Genomic DNA, 16,692 nt, shown 5'->3' on the forward strand with positions numbered 1-16,692 from the left:
CACGGACTGGTAATCACATAGGTCACAGGACCGCTCCTCAACTGATTTCGGTTCGCGACGCGAACTCGTCCGGACGCACCGTCAGTCGACGGTGATCGCGCGTATCACGTTCACCCGTGCCGCCCGGCGGGCCGGCCACGCGGCGGCCAGCAAGCCACCCAGCGAGATCCCGGCCAGTGCCAGCAGAATCGTAGGTGGCACCACGAGGTCGAAGACTCCTCGCGACAAGATGAAGTTCTGCATCATCGCGCCGAGTACGACGCCGACCACCACTCCGATCAACCCGCCCAGCGCGGCGATCAGCACGGATTCGACCCGGATGAGCCCGCGGATCTGCCGCCGGGTCATCCCGGTCGCGCGGAGCAGGCCCAGTTCCCGTCCACGCTCCAGTACCGAGAGCGACAAGGTGTTGATGATGCCCAGGAAGGCGATCAACACGGACAGTCCCAGCAGTCCGGTAACGGCACCGAGGTACACGTCCACCTCGCTGATACGGCTGCGCACGTACTCCGGTGCGCTCATGACGGCGAGATCGGAGCGGGCGGCGAGTGCTTGTCGCAAGGCTTCTTCCACAGCGGCGCCGTCGGTGCCCGGCGCGGTCGCCACCACCATGGGGTTGCCATCGCCCGGCCGAAAATGCACGTCGGCGAGCGCGGGTGGCAACACGACCTGGCCCAGGACGGTCGCTTCGGTGAAGATCCCGGTGATCTCGACCGGAGTGCTGCCACCGCCGGGCGACGTCAGTGTGACCTGCCGTCCCAGCGACCAGCCCCGCTCTTCGGCGACCGGCTTGGCGACGAACACACCCCGCGTCAGATCCGCGGTGCCGCCTTGCTCGAGTTTCACGTCGACGGTGCGACCGAGCGCGGAGACGTCGGTGCTGCCTGCGCGAGTTTCCTTGCCGTCGAGGAGAACCTGGTCGGTGCGCAACGTGCTGACCGCGGTCACGGACGGCACCGCCTCCACCAGCCGCCGGGTGTCCTCGCCGATCTGACCGCCGGCGACGTTGGTGACGACGGTCCTGCCGACGAAGGCGCCACCGAGATCGCGTTCGCTGATCGTCGAGATGGTCGTGGAGAAGATGGTGATGCCGATGGCGATGGCCACGCCGATCGTCAAGGCCGTCGCTGTCGCGGCCGTCCGCCGGGGACTGCGCAAAGTGTTGCGGACCGCCATCCCGCCGAGCGTCCCGCGTCGCAGTGGCTTGCTGAGCAGGCCGATGACCGGTCCGCTCAGCCAGCGGGCACAGATCACCGCGCTCAGCAACAGCCCGAGCGCCCCGAGCATGCCGGACGCCCGGCTCGCGGTGCCCTCGCCGACCGCGGCGACGATCAGCAGGAGAAGTAAAAGGCTCACCATCGCGAGCCCGGACCGCAGCAGCCACCGAGAGCCTTTTTCCTCCTCGAGCTGTTCACCGCCCAGCGCCGCGACCGGAGGTACCGACGCCGCACGACGCGCCGGCAGCCAGGCCGCCACCACCGTGGTACCCGTCCCGACCAGGAGCGTCCCCAGTACCGCGGGTAGGCCGATCACCACGCCGCCGTCCAAGGCGGGGTTCAGCTCCGCCGCGTATGTCACCACCGGAAGGGCCAGCAGGCTGCCGATGACCAGGCCGGTCATCGAACCGAGTACTCCCACCACGGCGGCTTCCAGGAGCACCGATCGCCGGACCTGCCGACGGGTCGCGCCGACCGCCCGCAGCAGCGCCAGCTCACGCCCGCGACGAGCCACCAGCATCGAGAAGGTGTTCACGATCAACGTGATCCCGACGACCAGTGCGATCCCGGTGAAGGCCAGCACGGTGGCGGACAGCGCCGAGGTGATCTCCGAAGTCGCCGCGCGCAGTGTGGCGTTGAGTTCGGCCCGGTCGACGGTGGCGAAACCGGCGGGCATGGCCGCCGAGACGGCCATCGTCAGCGAGCTTTCCGGTGTTCCGGGCGTCGCGGTGACCTCCACGCTGGTGAAGCTCCCTGGGCGCAGCAACAACCGCTGCGCCGTCGCGGTGTCGAACGCCACGGTGGGGGAGGAGCCGGCTTCCCGGCCATGGGGCTGGTAGTCGTAGACGCCCACCACCGCGGCTTGGAGTTTCCCGCCGCCGTAGAGCACGGTCGTCGTATCACCGACGGCGATACCGCCATCGGTGGCGACGGACTCCGCGAGAACCACCTCGGTCGGCCCGGCCGGGGCACGGCCGGTGACCAGCGACATCCGGTCCGTCCCGGTCCAGTTGCTCCCGGTCATCCTGACTTCGAAGCCTTGGGACACCAGTACCTTGCCGTCCGCGCCCGCTACCGCGGCGTAACCCTCCACGACCCCGGTCGCGGCGGCGACGCCGGGAAGCCCGGCCAGTGTCGCGCGCTGGCCCTCGTCGAGCAGTACCCGGTTCTGCCCACCTTGGCTGAGCTGCGCCTCGTCTTCGCCCACACCACGGCCCAGTGGCGTGACCAAGGCGTCCAAACCGTCCCTCAACGGTTGCTGCCCCTCGGACAGGCTCGTGCTCACGACCAGTGCGCCCGACACGAAGGTCGCACCCAAGAGCACGGTGATGAAGGTGAGTACCAGGCGGGACCAGTTTCCCCGCAACGTCGCCAATACGGTTCGCCACATGGTCAGAACGCCCTGATGGTCCGTGCGGCCGACGACACGGCACCCGCCCCGGCACCGTGATCGAACTGGAGCATCCGCGCGTGGACACGCTCGGCCGTCGGTGCCTCCAGCCGATCCAGCAACACACCGTCGGCGAGGAAGACGACTAGATCGGCATAGGCGGCGGCAAGCGGATCATGCGTGACCATCACGACGGTCTGCCCGAACTCGTCGACCGCGCTCCGCAGGAATCGCAGGATCTGCCCGCTGCTGCGGGAATCCAGATTTCCGGTGGGTTCGTCTGCGAAGATCACCTTCGGCCGGGTGATCAGCGCGCGCGCACAGGCGACCCGCTGTTGCTGGCCGCCGGAAAGCTGCCCAGGCCGGTGATCGAGCCGTTCGGCGAGCCCGAAGGCCGTGACGAGATCGGCGAAGTGACCGGGATCCGGTTTCCGTCCCGCGATCGTCAAAGGCAACACGATGTTCTCGCGCGCCGACAGGGTGGGCACCAGGTTGAAGGCCTGGAAGATAAACCCCAGTTCTGTGCGGCGCAGCACCGTGAGCCGATCGTCGTCGAGACCGGTCAGCTCGGTGTCGCCCACGAAGACCTGGCCGCTGGTAGGGGTGTCCAGGCCGGCGAGGCAATGCATCAACGTGGACTTGCCAGAGCCCGAGGGCCCCATGATCGCGGTGAATCTCCCAGCCTGGATGTCCAGGCTCACGTTGTCGAGCGCGGTCACGCTCGCGCTCGCCTGGCCGTAGACCTTCACGAGCGCGCGGGCTCGTGCGGCAGGCGGTTTCGGTTCCCCCATCAGTTCTTTCCTCCTCGATAGTGCTCGGCAGCGTCGTACTCCGGACCGCCGACACGCTGACCTGCTGCTCGTTCTGCGGTCGGGGCCGCCGACCGGCCCGCCCGTATGGCGCGTTCGCGTTCGATGTCCTTTTTCCCCCATCGGGTCTTGCCGCCGGGTTTGAAGACGGACAGGTAGGTCGCCGTCCACAACGCGGCGGAGAAGACGATCATGCAGATCATCAGCGTCAGTCCTGTGGCGCCGGGTTCGGCGGCCGGGTCGAGGGTTCGTTCGGCGAGTTCCTGGACCCACTGGCTTTCCACGATGGCGACCGCCGGAATGCCCAGCGCGATCACGAGCTTGAGCAGCACCCACCAGTGTTTGACGAGGCCCCATTTACTGCCCAGGGAGACCACCAGGCCGGTGATAATGGACAGCATCATCGTCGGAATGACGATGAACAGATCGAAGACGTGCATCAATTCGTAGGCGCCATGGCGCAATCCGGCGTTTTCCGTGGTGTAGCCCACGGTGCTGAGAACCACCATGGACACCGCGATACCGAGCCAGCTCACCGACAGCCCGACATGCAGCATCACCCAGAGTTTCCGTTTTCCGGGTGACAACCTCGGAAAAGTCGGCCGCAGCAGGCCGAGGATCACCGCGGAGAACACCATCCCGGCGAGCGGAAGCGGGCCGGGGAAGCTGAAAAGGAACTGCACAGGGACGAACAGCAGGTGGAACACGATAGAGATTCCGCGCGCCCGCGAGGTCCTGGAGCGCAGTGCGCAATAGGCCGTGATCCCGGCGGCGAGGAGATAGCCCGCGAATCCCAGGCTCTGGATGAGCGGGAGGATGGCGTTCTCGCCGGGGAAGATCACCACGGCGTTGAGGACCGAGAACACGGCGAACGCCCACTGCGCTCGCGTCTGCCGGGTGGTCAGTCCCGGCCCGCTTGGAGCGATCGCCGGCCGTGCCGGGACATCGGCGCTCGTCCTGTTCGCGGGGTCCATGCTGGTCACCTCTCCGTTCTCGTCCCAGGCGTAAGTCGTCTCGTGGTCCGTTGGCCTGTGGATTCGAATCTAGGAGCGGGGCGGCGGTGTCCGCGTCGCACGAAGTGATTTCACCTATGGGCCGGAAGTAGTTCGAATACCGCCGTCGCCTACATCGATCGATTGATCCTTGGCTCGGACGACGCAGTTCGAACGCGGGGGAGCCATACAGGCAGCAGTGCCACCGCGAGCGCGGTCACCGCTAGATAGCCCGTCAGCGCGAGCAGCAAATGGTCACCGGGGGTCAGATCAGGAGTGGCCTTGTCGGGTGCCAACAGCCAGTAAACGGGCACCAGCCACCAGAGGGTCGCCGCTGCCAAGAGCAACTTCGGCACCGTGGACTTCGTTCGCCAGGTGACCACCGAGAGCCACGCCAGCACAGGCACGATCCAAATCGCGTGATGGGGCCACGAGATCGGCGCGACCGCCAGTCCGGTGAACGCCGCCACCAGCACGCCTGCCAGGTCGTGGCCAAGGCCATGAGCCCACCTCGCGGCGAGCAGGCCGAGCAGGACGACCACCAGGCAGACCGGCAACCACCAGCCAGGTGCCGTGGTGGTACCGGCCAACCGCGCGAAAAGGCCGGGCAACGACTGATTCACCACTGCGCTGATATCGGTCACCCTGCCGGTGTCCAGTATCAGGCCCTGTAGCCAGTACGCGCCTGATTCCCGGGGCAGGACGAGAAATCCGACGGCGATCGTACCAGCGAAGGCAGCCGTGGCGCGTAAGGCGCTCATCCGCCGTCCGGTGCACAGCAGATAGCCCACGAAGATCAAAGGGGTGAGTTTCACCCCGGCGGCGATTCCGATCAGCAGACCCCGCCACCTCGCGGGCATCAGCGGCGAGAAGTCGAGTAGTACGAGAAGAACGATGAAGATGTTGACCTGTCCCAGCATGAGATTCATCAGAACCGGCGTGAGCAGCGGCGTGACGACCATTCCCAGCGCCACCAGCCGGAGCCGTCGATTTCGCGCTTTGACCCCCGCGAGACCGAGCGAAACCCAAAGAAGCACACCGAGACTGAGTAAGCAGGTGTACGTCCAGAGAACCTCCCCCAAGCCTGCAGGCAGCCACGACAAGGGTGTGAACATCACCGCGGCGAAAGGGGGATAGGTGAACGCGACTCCTGTCAAAGCCGCGGTATCGACTTGCAGCTCGTAGAGCGGAACGCCGTCGAATACCGCTCGTGCGACCTCGTGATAAACCTGGAAGTCGGCCATCCAGAGCGGTGCTCCCCGCAACACCGGGACGGCCAGGGCGGTCATCGTCAGCGCGGCCAGCGCGATGACCACGCCCGCCTGCCAAAGCGTGGGATTCCTCGCCGTTCCGGCAGGATCCACTGGCGCTCCCTCGGACATGTCCCCTCCTGATCGATACTTCGCACCGCCGCCGGGTCAGCGCAGCGTCTTCCTGGGGGATCTCGGAACACTGGGAGCTGACTCCAGAGGGCGACCGATCAGGTGAGAGCGGGCAGTATGCTCCGGCTCCACTTGATCATTCCTCTAGACTTCGAGAATGACCTCGCCGAGCTCCACCCCACGGTGGTGGGCGTGGAAACCATCGGAACGACGTCACGTGATCATCGATTCGGCGGTGGCACTGGCGTGCGTGATCGGCACCTTCGTCTGGTCGGGGCCACAGCAGTTCGCCCCCGACTTCGGGTTTCCTCTCCTCGGCAGCGACAACCGGCTGATCGCCTCGATCCCGCTCGCCCTGCTGACGGGCGCCGCGGCGATGGTGCGCAGGCGCAAGCCGGTCTTTCTGGTGATCGTGAGCCTGGCGAGCTGGACGATGCTCTCGGCGATCGCCGGTGTGGTCTTCGGCCTGTACGCGTTGGCGGCTTTCGAGACGTCACGACGAATGATGGCCGTCATCACCGCGATCGCACTGGTGACGGTCGGATTCCCGTTCTGGCGCCTTGGCGGTTTCGATGCGAGTGTCCCGATCAGTACGGCGCTGTGCCTCGCACCCACGCTGCTCGGGTTGTGGAGCTTCACCCATCGGAAGCTGGTCGGCAACCTGCTCGAACGCGCTTCCCGGCTCGAACGCGAACGCGATCTGCTCGCCGAACAGGCTCGTGCCGAGGAGCGCACCCGCATCGCCCGCGACATGCACGATGTGGTCGCGCACCGGGTGAGCCTTATCGTGTTGCACGCCGCGACCGCGGAGGTCTCGGGGGATCGGGAAAGGCTCCAGCTGACCAAGAAGATCCGGTCCATCGGCCGGGACGCGCTCAGCGAGCTCCGCCAGGTTCTCGAGGTGTTGCGGGTCGGTGACGCGCCACTGTCGCCCCAGCCCCGTATCGAGGACATCGCCGGGCTCGCCGCCCAGTCCCGGGCAGCGGGGGTCCAGGTCGACGTGGAGACCGTCGGAGAGGTTCGCCCCCTGCCTTCGATCGTCGAACAGGCAAGCTACCGTGTCGCCCAGGAGGCACTGACCAACGTGCACAAGCATGCGAGAAACGCCGATACACGCATCCGCATGATCCACGGTCCGGAGGAGTTCCGGCTGATCATCACCAATCAGAGACCGCCATCGTCGCCTGCTCCGGACTCTCTCCCTGGCGGGGGCTTCGGGATCATCGGCCTGCAAGAACGGATCAGGCTGATCGGCGGCACGCTCAGTTGCGGGGCGACCCTCAACGGCGGGTACGAGGTCGAGGCGGTCATTCCGCTTCCATCGACGGGAACCGGCTCATGATCCGGGTGATGGTCGTCGACGACGAATGGATGGTGCGCTCCATGCTGCGCACCATCCTGGAGGCGGCGGGTGACATGTCGGTGGTGGCCGAGGCGTCCGACGGGATATCGGCCGTCGAAGAGGCCGAACGGCACCAGCCGGACGTCGCGCTGGTCGACATCCGGATGCCGGAGTCCGACGGTCTCGCCGCGACAGCACGCCTGCAGTCCTTGCCACGGCCGCCGAGGGTCATCGTTCTCACCACGTTCGATCTTGACGAGTACGTGCAGACCGCACTCCGCAACGGCGCCGTCGGCTTTCTGCTCAAGGACTCCGCGGGGGACGACATGATCACCGCGATCCGGGCGGTCGCCGCCGGCGATGCCATGCTCGCACCGAGCATCACTCGCCGACTGCTGCACACCTTCACCGAACGTGAGCCGTCCCGTCAGGCGAAGGCGCTGGAACAGTTGGACGTGCTGACCGACAAGGAACGTGAGGTTCTCGTCGCACTGGCGGAGGGGCTGGCCAACGCCGACGTCGCGAACAGGCTGTATCTCAGCGAGGCGACCGTCAAAACCCACGTCAGCCGCATCCTGAGCAAGCTGAAGCTGACCAACCGGGTGCAGGCCGCGATCCTCGCACACCGTGCGGGTCTGGCCGGCTGAAGACGAGGGTGGTCCACCGAGGTTCCAGCACGATCCCAGGCCGTCCCCTGAGCATCGGTCAGCACGCTGACGCCTCAGGAAAGTCGGCCGATGACTCCCTTGGACCTTCGTACCACCCCTAGGATCCACCATCCGCGACGCTGGGCGGCCTTGGTTCCCGCGTTGCTCGCCTGCTACATGGATCTGCTCGACGCGACCATCGTCACGGTCGCCTTGCCGGCGTTCGAAGAAGACCTCGGAGCGGGCCCGGCCACGCTGCAATGGACCTCCGCCGGTTACACCCTGGCGTTCGCTGTCCTGCTGATCACCGGTGGCCGGGTCGGGGACATCTACGGCCGGAAGCGGACCTTTGTCGCTGGGATGGCTGTCTTTCTGCTCACCTCGGTGTTGTGCGGCCTGGCGAGGAACCCGGAAACGCTGGTTGTTTCCCGTGTCCTGCAAGGGGCCGCGGCCGCGATGATGATCCCGCAGGTGCTCAGCTTCATCCAGGTCGAGTTCCCTTCACCGGAACGGCCGCGGGCCTTGGCGATGTACGGGATATCGCTGGCATTGGGCGGGATGACCGGCCCGGTGCTCGGTGGCCTGTTGATCCAGGCCGATATCGCCGGGCTCGGCTGGCGTGCGGTCTTCCTGATCAATCTTCCGGTGGGGGCCGCCGCCCTGCTCGGCGCGCTGCGGCTCATGCCGGAATCGCGATCCGGCACGGCACCGAAACTGGACCTGGTCGGCGTGCTGCTGGTGACGGCGGCACTGGTGGCGGTGATGTACCCGCTGGTACAAGGTCACGAGACCGGGTGGCCACTGTGGACATTTCTTTCGTTCGCCGCGGTGATGCCGATTTTTCTGTTCTTCTTGTGGCATCAGCGATTCCGTGAACGCAGCGGGGGGACACCGCTCATCCCGGCACGGATGTCACGTCATCGCAGCCTGCGCGCGGGGCTTCCGCTCGCGTTGATCTTCTTCGCGGGTACTGGCCACACCTTCGTGTTTTCGCTTTACCTGCAACAAGGCCTCGGCTATTCGTCCTGGCGTACCGGGCTCACGCTGTTCCCCTCCTCGCTGGGCATCATCGCGGGCTCGATGCTGTCCATCCGGCTGGCCCCGCGACTGGGCAGGCGGGTGGTGTCGATCGCGGCACTGGTCAAGATCGCCGGGGTGGTCGGCGTGATCTACCCGATCCATGTCCTGGGGCCGGCGTTGACCCCGTGGGCGCTCGTGCCTGGCGCGATCGTCCTCGGGACAGGCATGGCCATGGTCAGCGCGACGCTGGTGAACATCGTGCTGAGCAAGGTCCCCGTCCAGGACGCCGGTGCGGCGTCCGGGCTGATGACCACAGCTCTGCAGGTCGGTTCGGCGATCAGCATCGCGGTGCTCGGCACGGTCTTCTTCGGTTCGCTCACCGGCACCGGGGATCACCGGCAGGCGATCGAGGCCTGCCTCTGGGTCTGCGTGGCGTTGTTCTTCGCCAGTTTCGTGATGAGTTTCCTGCTCCCGCCGGGTGGGGTGCCCGCCACCGCGGCCGACGACCGTCCGCCGTCCGCGAAGGACGGCGGAATCCGACGATCGATTCCGAGGTGATGATCATGCGTGACGTTGACCTGAAGACCGTGCGGACGACAGCCTTCGACGGTGCTCCGGTGCTCGGCCCGCCGGCTGTCCAGAATGTGATGGAGCTGGCCTGGGGCATGTGGGCGAGCGGCGTGATCCAGGCCGCGGCGAAGCTCCGGATCGCGGACTTCGTCGGCGACGAGCCGGTGCACGTCGATCGGCTGGCGGACGAGATCGGTGCGGATCCGGGCGCCTTGTCGAGGCTGATGCGCGCGCTTTCCGCCTACGGTGTCTATCGCCAGCTCGGGCCCGGGCGCTACGAACACACGGAGGCGTCCAGGGCCATGCGCTCCGACGCGCCGGTGCGAATCGGGGACGTGATGCTGACCGGCTCGTACTGGGGCTGGCAGATGTGGGCGAAGCTCGACGAAAGCGTTCGCACCGGCGAATGCGCGTTCCGGGCCACTTACGGCAAGGACCTCTTCAGCTACTTCGCAGAGGATGACAACGAGGCAGGCGCGGCCACTTTGCGCGGTTACGCCGCGCAGTCCGTCGCCATGCACCCCGCGCTGATCGGCGCACTGGACCTCTCCGAGACCCACACGGTGGTCGACGTGGGTGGCGGACACGGCTCGTTGTTGCGCGCGCTGTTGGAGGCGAACTCCGCCCTGCGCGGAATCCTTTTCGATCGGGCGCACACCATCGAGCACGCGGATCCGGTGCTCAGTACCGGCGCGCTCGCGGACCGATGCGACCTCGAGGCGGGGGACTGCCTGGTGACGGTGCCGAAGGCCGACGTCTATCTGTTCCGTCAGGTACTGCACATGTGGGAGGACGAGAGGTGTGTGCGGGCGTTGAGCAACGTGGCGAAGGCAGCCGAACCGGGCAGCCGGGTCATCCTGCTGGAGCAGCTGATCTCCGATCCGCCCGCCAACCCCTGGGACGCTCTGATGGACCTGCACATGCTGCTGGTCATGGACGGCAGGGAACGGACCGCACACGAGTACGCCGAGCTGTTCGAACGGGCCGGACTGCGTTACCGGGGAGTCACCGAGACCGGAACGCCGCTTCGCCTGATCGAAGCGATCGTCGGGGAGTGAGCGAATGCGGATCTTGTTCTGCACCTGGGCTTGGCAGTCCCATCTCTTTCCCATGGTCCCGCTCGCCTGGGCCTGCCGCGCGGCCGGGCATCAGGTGCGAGTCGCGAGCCAGCCCGCCTTGATGCCGGTGATCCGCCAAGCGGGTCTGGACGCGGTTTCGGTCGGACGCGACGTCGACGTGCCGGGATTCGTCCGCGAATACGTGCTGCGGCCGGGCGGCCGGCCACAGGGCAGGCCTCGAGCGTTGGACATGCTGGTCGAGCTGGCCGATGCGATGGTGGACGATCTGGTCGGGCAAGCCAAACGATGGCGGCCGGACGTGATCGTCTACGAGCTGACCACCTGGGCCGGTCCGCTCGCGGCCGCCGCCATCGGTGTGCCCGCGGTGCGCATGCTCTACGGCGTAGATCTTCTGGAGCGGGCGGCCGGCTTCCTGCCGGACGCGATCGGCCCACTCGCCGAACGGCTCGGCCTCCCGGAAGTGGACGTCCACGGCGGGCTGACCGTTGATCCCTGCCCACCGCGGCTACAGGTCTCCACCGGATACCGTCCACAGGAGATCCGTTATGTCCCGTACAACGGTGCCGGCACGGTTCCGTCCTCGATACCGGACAGGGGATCGAGACCGAGGGTCTGTGTGACGTGGGGAACGACGATGGCCAAACTCGAATCGCGGCGAATGCTCGCGGAGCGGATGGCGAAAGCCGTGGCTGTCCTGGACGCCGAGATCGTCGTCGCGATCGCCGAGGAGCACATGGAGCTCCTCACCGGGCTACCCGACGACGTGCGGGTCCTGACCGGAGTACCACTGGACCTGGTGCTGCCGTCCTGCGATCTGGTGCTGCATCACGGCGGCGCCGGGACGACGCTCACCGCGATGACCCACGGTGTACCCCAGCTGGTGATTCCGCAATTGCCCGACCACGCGCTGCATGGGAGGCAACTGGCCGCTACCGGCGCCGGGCGGGTCATCGCGAAGGAGGACGCCGAGCCGGAGTCGGTCCGTGAGGCGGTCACCGCGCTGCTCGCGGAGTCAGGTCACCGTGAATCGGCTGCGGCGCTCGCCACCGAGTCGCGGCTCCGGCCGCCACCCGCGGACGTGGTACACGTGCTGGAGAAGCTGGCCGCCGAGCGCGAATGACGACGGAGGCCGTGTGACGGCGACACCGCCACACGGCCTCCGTCGTCAATGGCCGCCCGCGACGTTGACCACACTGCCGGTCACGTGGCGGTTCGCGTCGGAACCCAAGAACGCCACCACGTTCGCCACGTCCTCGGGTAGACCGAACCGCAGGTGCGGGATCCGCTCGTTGAGCACACTCTGGATCTCCGCCGGGCTCAGCCCGGCCAAAGTGGCCCGGATCTCCGGGGGCACCTTCGGCAGCAGATTGGCCGTCACGGTCGGCCCGGGCGCCACGGCGTTACTGAGAATGCCGTGACCCACCAGCTCGGTGGCCAACGTCCGGTTCAGCCCATGCAGTGCCGCTTTACTCGCCACGTATGCCTCCTCGCCGCGCATCCCGCGGTTGACGATGCTGGCGGACATCAGCACGATCCGGCCCCAGCCACGGGCCTTCATACCCGGCAGTACCGCCTGGACGGTATGGAAAGCGCCTTCGACCTCTTCGCGCAGCTGCGCTCGCCATTGCTCGGCCGGCACCGTCTCGAAAGGGCCGCGGTGTCCATCCGGCCCTCGAGCCGGCGACGCGTTGACGACCAGGACATCGATACCGCCCCAGGCGGAGGTCACGGCGTCGGTCGCCGATCGGATCGACTCTTCGTCACCGAGGTCGTACGGCAAGGCCAAGGCTTGCCCGCCGCCCTTCTCGACCGTCTCGACAACCGCTGACGCGGCATTCTTGTTGCGGTGATAGGTAAGCGCCACGCGCGCTCCTTCGGCAGCGAAGACCTGCGCCATCGTTCCGCCGAGACCACCACTGCCGCCGGTGATGAGGACCGACCTGCCTGCGAGCCCGAGATCCATTCGTGCTCCCCCTTACCGTCTGTTGTGGACTTCACCAGGCGAGCGGGAGCTCGTCCGGCCTGCTGAACGCCAGCCCGACGCTCCAGTCGAGTTCGTCTTCCGCGACCGCGAGGCGAAGGTCCGGGAAACGCGCCAGCAGCGAACCGAGTGCGACCTCCAGTTCGATCCTGCCCAGCTGGGCGCCGAGACAATGGTGAATGCCGTGTCCGAAGGCGACATGGGGGTTTCGGGGGCGGGACAGCCGCACCTCGTCGGGTTCGGGGAATACCGAGTCGTCGCGGTTCGCGGCGTTGATCGAGGGCAGGACGGCTTCCCCCGCCCGGATCACCACGTCACCGATCTTCACGTCCTCCGTTGCGATCCGCAGCGCTCCGATGCCGCCGCCTGCCTGGGAAAGGCGTAGCAACTCTTCCACCGCGCCGGGAAGAAGGCCGCGATCGCGGCGCAGATCGTCTAGCCGCGCCGGATTCCGCAACAAGGTCAGCAAGGCATGCACGATGCTCGCGGTCGTCGCGTGGTACCCGGCGCCGAGCAGCGTGTAGCCGAACGCCACCAGTTCCTCCTCGCTGAGCCGATCTCCCTCGTCTTGCGCGGAGATCAGCACCATCAGGAGGTCATCGGTCGGGGTCCGTCGTTTGTCCTTGATCAGCTCCGTCAAGTATGCGGAGAGACTGTCTTTCGCGGCCAGTACTTCGGCCTGCCGATCGGGTGTGAAGCCGAGCATGATGTCGGTCCACGCCCGGAACTGGTCGACGTCGGCCAAGGGGACCCCCAGCATTTCGCAGATCACCGTGATCGGGAGCGGCTGGGCGAGGCAGGTGATCAGGTCGGCAGGCGGCCCCGATTCGGCCATCGTGTCGAGACATCCGCGCGTGAGATCCTCGATCCGAGGGCGCAGCGCTTCGATCCGCCGGGGACTGAACGCCTTCGAAACCAGTTTGCGCAGCCTGCTGTGCTCCGGCGGATCCATCACGAAGATCGACCGTGAACCGCGAGCGATCGGCAGGATCCGTGGTGCGCCGGGTGCGGTGATCGCCTCCCGGCTGAACCTGGTGTCAGCGAGGACGTCTCGCACGTCTTCGTGGCGGAGCAACAGCCAGGCGAGGTCACCGGTCGGCAGCGTCACCCGGCAGACCGGCCGTTCGACCTGGAGTTTCCGGTACTCGGCCGGTGGAAGTACCGGATCGGCCGCACGGAACGGAAAGGACGGTGCTGGCTCGGCAGGCATGGCGTTCTCCTCATCGGGATCCGCGACAGACGGCGAAGCACCACGGTGCGCGCATCCGTTGTAGCGCCGATGGAAACTCGCTGGGCATGACCGATCGGTCGGGGTTCAACGGCGCACCAGCGCGTTTGGAGCACGGACCGCGAACCTTCGTTCCGAGGCCGCACCGGATCGACGGACGGAGGCATTCGATGTCAAAGGTCCTCAGCAGACAGGGATCCCGACGAAATACCCAGCGCTCCGTGGCATTTCCCCGCCGCGGGCGGATTCGGTCATGAAGCCCACGGGGATCGCCGTCATCGGACTGGGCAACATGGGGGCCGCGATGGCGCACCGGCTACTCGAAGGCGGGTTCGCGTTGACGGTCTGCAACCGTACGGCCGAGAAGGCGGCGCCGCTGGTCGCCGCTGGAGCGGTGCTCGCTGAATCGATCGAAGCCGTCGCCGAGACGGGGCTGATCTTGCTCAGCCTGAGTGACGAGGCCGCGGTCGACGAGGTGCTTTTCGGCAAATTGCTTCCCGCCCTGCGGCGAGGAACCCTGGTGATCGACACGTCCGCGGTATCGCCGGGATATGCCCGCCAGGCCGCGCGGCGGCTGGCGGACGCGGGGATACGGCGGGTGGAGGCCAGTGTGATCGGCAATCCCGGGATGGCCCGGTCCGGCGGCCTGCGGGTCTTCACCGCGGGGGAGCACGACGACGTCGAGTCCGCTCGCGAGGTGCTGAATACCTTGAGCCGCGACGGCTTTGTACACCTTGGACGGTCCGGTCAGGCCAGTGCGCTCAAACTGGCCTTCAACCTGATACTCGGCGCGCAGACGGTCGCCTTGGCCGAGGCGGTCTCGTTCGCCGCCGTCGCCGGGCTGGACCGCAAGACGCTGTTGGACGCCGTGCTGAACAGCGGCGTCCGATCGCCGGTCCTGGCTTTCCGGGCCGAATTCATGCGCACCGGACGCTACGAACCCGCCGCGTTCCGGGCACGGTTGATGGAGAAGGACGTTCGGCTCCTGCTGACGGAGGCACAGGACGCAGGATTGGCCCTCCCGCTGGCGGACGCTCTCGCCCATCGCTATGCCGGCGTCGTCGCGGCCGGCGACGGTGACAAGGACGCGGCCGTGGTCCTGGCGGCACATGAAGACACGATCCCCCGAGTCAAGGAGGAACACCAGCAATGACCACATCAGCATCGAGTGTCGACGCCGCGGGCCCGAGCGCCGTCTTCGAACTCGGTACCGCCTTCTGCACCGCCAAATGTCTCCTGACCGCACTCGAATTGAGTTTGTTCACCGTACTCGGCGATGACGAGATGACCGCGGAGGAACTGCGGGTGAAGCTGGACCTGCACCCGCGGGGAACGCCCGATTTCCTCAATGTGCTGGCCGCGCTCGACCTTCTCGAGAAGAACGACGGGCGATACCGCAACAGTGCACTGGCCGGGCGCCACCTGGTGCGGACCGGCGACAGGTACATCGGTGGCTTTCTCGAACGGGCCAATCACATGCTTTATCCGGCGTGGGGCCGCTTCGGGGAGATGTTGCGGACCGGAAAGCCCACAGCCGAAGCCGACTACATGGAGATGATCAAGGAGCCGAACCGGCTTCGCAGCTTCCTCGGCATGATGGACGCGCTCACCACCTTGATCGTGCCTGAACTGGCCAGGGCCATCGAATGGACCGCCTACCGTTCGATGGTGGACGTCGGGGGCGCGCGCGGCAATCTCACGGGTGGGCTGATCAAGGCGCATCCACATCTCTCGGGCACCGTGTTCGATCTGCCGGAGATGCGGACACCGTTCGACGAGCACATGCGCGCGCTCGGTCTCGAGGAGAAGACCACCTTCCAGGCGGGTGACTTCTTCACCGATCCGATCCCGTCCGCCGACGTGGTGGTCATCGGCCACGTCCTCCACGACTGGTCACCGGATGAATGCAGGGCATTGGTGCGTAAGGCGTTCGACGCGGTACGGCCCGGCGGCAAGCTCGTCGTGTACGACCGGATGGTGGACGAGGAAGGCACCGATCTGACCAACCTGATCATCAGCCTCGACATGATGCTGACCACGCCGGGTGGAGCGGAGTACCCGCCGTCGGAGTACCAGGGATGGCTCACGGAAGCCGGCTTCGGCTCGACAGAGGTCGCTCCGCTCGGCGAGAACGACACCGTCGTGATCGGTCACAAGGCGGGATGATCGAGTGGAGATCGGAGTCGGCCTCCCCGCGGCGGTATGCGGCGTGGTGGGCGATCAGCTCTTGGACTGGGCACGGTATGCAGACCAGGCTGAGTTCAGCTCACTGGCTACGCTGGACCGGCTCGTGTACGGCAACTGCGAATCGTTGATCGCCTTGGCCGCCTCGGCCGGTGTCACGCGGCGTGTACGCCTTGCCGCGACGGTCCTGCTCGCGCCGTATCGAGGCAACCCGGCACTGCTCGCGAAGCAGCTCGCCACCCTCGACCGAATCAGTGAGGGGCGCTTGGTAGCCGGTCTCGCCGCCGGAGGCCGGGAGGACGACTTCATCGCCGCTGACCTGCCCTACGCGCGGCGAGGTCGCACTCTCGACAGCGCGGTGGAGCGAATGGTTTCCATCTGGTCGGGCGCGGAGCCCGACGGCCGCATCGGCCCGTCGCCGTATCGAGGGAGCCCGCCCTTGATCTTCGGCGGGCATACCGACATCGCGATCCGGCGAGCCGCGCGCTATGGGCAGGGCTGGATCTCCGGCGGCAGCTCGGCCAGCGGATACCGGGAGCTCGCCGGGCGCGCCCGGCGCGGCTGGGCCGCCGAAGGAAGGCTGGATCAGCCACGGCTGCTGGCGCTGGCTTACTTCGCGCTCGGCCCTCAAGGCACAGAACTGGCCCGGCGTTACGTCGGCGAGTACTACGCGTTTCTCGGGGAGAGGGCGACCGACCGGATCACCAAGGGCGTGCTCACGGATCCGGTGCGAGTGCGCGAAGCCGTGGCGGCCTACGCCGACGCGGGCTGTACCGAACTGATCCTCATGCCGTGCTCGGCCGAACTGTCCCAGCTTGAACTGCTCGACGGAGCGGTGCACTGAAGGTCTT

The 16,692-nt window shown here is 66.9% G+C and carries 14 protein-coding genes; 8 read left to right on the forward strand and 6 right to left on the reverse strand.

The features are described from left to right. Window positions 1-81: 81 nt before the first annotated feature. From AC069H_RS14235 to AC069H_RS14250, 4 genes are all read right to left on the reverse strand, one after another. Window positions 82-2,607, reverse strand: coding sequence for an FtsX-like permease family protein (locus tag AC069H_RS14235; RefSeq protein WP_478232537.1), 2,526 nt, complete (start codon window positions 2,605-2,607; stop codon window positions 82-84). Between the two features lie 2 nt (window positions 2,608-2,609). Continuing rightward, window positions 2,610-3,398, reverse strand: coding sequence for an ABC transporter ATP-binding protein (locus AC069H_RS14240; protein WP_478230546.1), 789 nt, complete (start codon window positions 3,396-3,398; stop codon window positions 2,610-2,612). Continuing rightward, entirely contained in the window at window positions 3,398-4,390 is a 993-nt protein-coding gene (locus AC069H_RS14245) for a hypothetical protein (RefSeq protein WP_478230547.1), read from the reverse strand. Before AC069H_RS14245 ends, AC069H_RS14240 begins: the two co-directional genes overlap by 1 nt. 149 nt (window positions 4,391-4,539) lie before the next feature. Then, window positions 4,540-5,772, reverse strand: coding sequence for a glycosyltransferase 87 family protein (locus AC069H_RS14250; RefSeq protein ID WP_478232538.1), 1,233 nt, complete (start codon window positions 5,770-5,772; stop codon window positions 4,540-4,542). Window positions 5,773-6,007: 235 nt separating this feature from the next. On the opposite strand from AC069H_RS14250, the gene AC069H_RS14255 reads away from it, so the two are divergent. The 5 genes from AC069H_RS14255 to AC069H_RS14275 all read left to right on the forward strand — a co-directional run bounded on the left by AC069H_RS14255 (window position 6,008) and on the right by AC069H_RS14275 (window position 11,568). Further along, entirely contained in the window at window positions 6,008-7,132 is a 1,125-nt protein-coding gene (locus tag AC069H_RS14255; protein ID WP_478230549.1) for a sensor histidine kinase, read from the forward strand. Then, window positions 7,129-7,779, forward strand: a complete 651-nt coding sequence (locus tag AC069H_RS14260; protein WP_340682671.1) for a response regulator transcription factor — start codon at window positions 7,129-7,131, stop codon at window positions 7,777-7,779. Before AC069H_RS14255 ends, AC069H_RS14260 begins: the two co-directional genes overlap by 4 nt. A 150-nt stretch (window positions 7,780-7,929) precedes the next feature. Continuing rightward, window positions 7,930-9,357, forward strand: coding sequence for an MFS transporter (locus tag AC069H_RS14265; RefSeq protein WP_478232539.1), 1,428 nt, complete (start codon window positions 7,930-7,932; stop codon window positions 9,355-9,357). A 5-nt stretch (window positions 9,358-9,362) separates the two neighbouring features. Then, a complete protein-coding gene (locus AC069H_RS14270) occupies window positions 9,363-10,427 on the forward strand; it encodes a methyltransferase (protein ID WP_478232540.1) in 1,065 nt (354 codons plus the stop codon). 4 nt (window positions 10,428-10,431) lie between these two features. After that, on the forward strand, window positions 10,432-11,568 hold the full coding sequence (locus AC069H_RS14275) for a nucleotide disphospho-sugar-binding domain-containing protein (protein ID WP_478232541.1): 1,137 nt from the start codon (window positions 10,432-10,434) through the stop codon (window positions 11,566-11,568). Window positions 11,569-11,613: 45 nt separating this feature from the next. Here the strand turns inward: AC069H_RS14275 and AC069H_RS14280 are convergent, their stop codons facing one another. Then, window positions 11,614-12,411, reverse strand: coding sequence for an SDR family NAD(P)-dependent oxidoreductase (locus AC069H_RS14280; RefSeq protein ID WP_478232542.1), 798 nt, complete (start codon window positions 12,409-12,411; stop codon window positions 11,614-11,616). A gap of 31 nt (window positions 12,412-12,442) precedes the next feature. After that, window positions 12,443-13,639: a cytochrome P450 gene (locus tag AC069H_RS14285; RefSeq protein ID WP_478232543.1), complete on the reverse strand. Its 1,197-nt coding sequence runs from the start codon at window positions 13,637-13,639 to the stop codon at window positions 12,443-12,445. A gap of 271 nt (window positions 13,640-13,910) precedes the next feature. Between AC069H_RS14285 and AC069H_RS14290 the strand changes: the two genes are divergently transcribed. The 3 genes from AC069H_RS14290 to AC069H_RS14300 are packed head-to-tail and all read left to right on the forward strand — an operon-like array spanning window position 13,911 to window position 16,685. Next, complete coding sequence (locus AC069H_RS14290; protein ID WP_478232544.1) at window positions 13,911-14,810, forward strand: NAD(P)-dependent oxidoreductase; 900 nt, start codon at window positions 13,911-13,913, stop codon at window positions 14,808-14,810. After that, a complete protein-coding gene (locus AC069H_RS14295) occupies window positions 14,807-15,823 on the forward strand; it encodes a methyltransferase (protein WP_478232545.1) in 1,017 nt (338 codons plus the stop codon). Before AC069H_RS14290 ends, AC069H_RS14295 begins: the two co-directional genes overlap by 4 nt. A 4-nt stretch (window positions 15,824-15,827) precedes the next feature. Beyond that, complete coding sequence (locus AC069H_RS14300; RefSeq protein WP_478232546.1) at window positions 15,828-16,685, forward strand: LLM class flavin-dependent oxidoreductase; 858 nt, start codon at window positions 15,828-15,830, stop codon at window positions 16,683-16,685. The last annotated feature ends 7 nt before the right edge of the window (window positions 16,686-16,692 follow it).

Source organism: Amycolatopsis sp. NPDC043887, assembly GCF_056435665.1.

Bases quoted from the DNA above. Each gene is read 5' to 3' on its own strand.
- AC069H_RS14260 (WP_340682671.1), top strand. From the start codon at position 7,129: ATGATCCGGGTGATGGTCGTCGACGACGAATGGATGGTGCGCTCCATG.
- AC069H_RS14285 (WP_478232543.1), bottom strand. From the start codon at position 13,639: ATGCCTGCCGAGCCAGCACCGTCCTTTCCGTTCCGTGCGGCCGATCCG.
- AC069H_RS14280 (WP_478232542.1), bottom strand. From the start codon at position 12,411: ATGGATCTCGGGCTCGCAGGCAGGTCGGTCCTCATCACCGGCGGCAGT.
- AC069H_RS14270 (WP_478232540.1), top strand. From the start codon at position 9,363: ATGCGTGACGTTGACCTGAAGACCGTGCGGACGACAGCCTTCGACGGT.
- AC069H_RS14235 (WP_478232537.1), bottom strand. From the start codon at position 2,607: ATGTGGCGAACCGTATTGGCGACGTTGCGGGGAAACTGGTCCCGCCTG.
- AC069H_RS14295 (WP_478232545.1), top strand. From the start codon at position 14,807: ATGACCACATCAGCATCGAGTGTCGACGCCGCGGGCCCGAGCGCCGTC.
- AC069H_RS14290 (WP_478232544.1), top strand. From the start codon at position 13,911: ATGAAGCCCACGGGGATCGCCGTCATCGGACTGGGCAACATGGGGGCC.
- AC069H_RS14245 (WP_478230547.1), bottom strand. From the start codon at position 4,390: ATGGACCCCGCGAACAGGACGAGCGCCGATGTCCCGGCACGGCCGGCG.
- AC069H_RS14275 (WP_478232541.1), top strand. From the start codon at position 10,432: ATGCGGATCTTGTTCTGCACCTGGGCTTGGCAGTCCCATCTCTTTCCC.
- AC069H_RS14240 (WP_478230546.1), bottom strand. From the start codon at position 3,398: ATGGGGGAACCGAAACCGCCTGCCGCACGAGCCCGCGCGCTCGTGAAG.